Origin of the sequence: Intrasporangium sp. DVR (genome assembly GCF_040365325.1) — a bacterium.
Classification (GTDB): Bacteria; Actinomycetota; Actinomycetes; order Actinomycetales; family Dermatophilaceae; genus Intrasporangium.
The window spans coordinates 1-657 of record NZ_BAABZW010000034.1; the positions used below are offsets into that span (position 1 = coordinate 1).

The 657-nt window shown below is 66.1% G+C and carries 1 protein-coding gene; it reads right to left on the minus strand.

Features of this window, described 5'->3' with window-relative positions; genetic code table 11:
- Positions 1-20: 20 nt before the first annotated feature.
- Positions 21-657: transposase (locus ABWV20_RS18955; protein ID WP_353357989.1), on the minus strand; the 637-nt coding region annotated here is incomplete at its 5' end.

Sequence of the window (657 nt, forward strand, 5' to 3'; positions counted from 1 at the left end):
TATCCCAGGGCTCTAACTCGTCAAGCAGCGGTGGTTTGGCGGTGGCCCCAGGCGGTGTGCTCATCGTAGAGAGTGCCGTGCTTGAGGCAACCGTGCAGGATGCCGATCCACCGGTTGCCCAGTGTGCGTAGGGCTTCGTGGTGCTCGTGGTCCGCGGCGCGGCGTTCGTCGTAGTAGGCGCGAGCTCCGGGACTGGTGGACAGCGAGCAGAAAGCCCATTGGTCGATGGCGTCGTAGAGACGCTTGTTGCGCACGTACCTGGCTAGCACCACCTTCTTCTTCCCCGAGGCCTTGGTCAGGGGTGAGGTGCCGGCGTAGTTCCTGCGAGACTTGGCGTCAGCGAAGCGTTCGGGGTCGTCCCCGAGCTCGCCGAGCACCCGGGCGCCGAGGACGTCACCCAGGCCTGGAAGCGAGAGGTAGATGTCGGCGTCCGGGTGCTGCTCAAAAGACTGGTTCAACTGAGTCTCCAGATTGCTGATCTGGGTGTTGAAAGCGACCAGCAGCCCCACGATGGCCCTGGTGCTGGCTGCGTAGGCCTCGACGAGCGGGGCCGGTGCGCTCAAGTGCTGGCTGCGCAGGGCGTGCTGGATCCGTTGGGCGGTGGCGTCCAGGAAGCGGCGACGCCCGCCGGCCCGCAGCGCCGTCTTGATCTGGGAC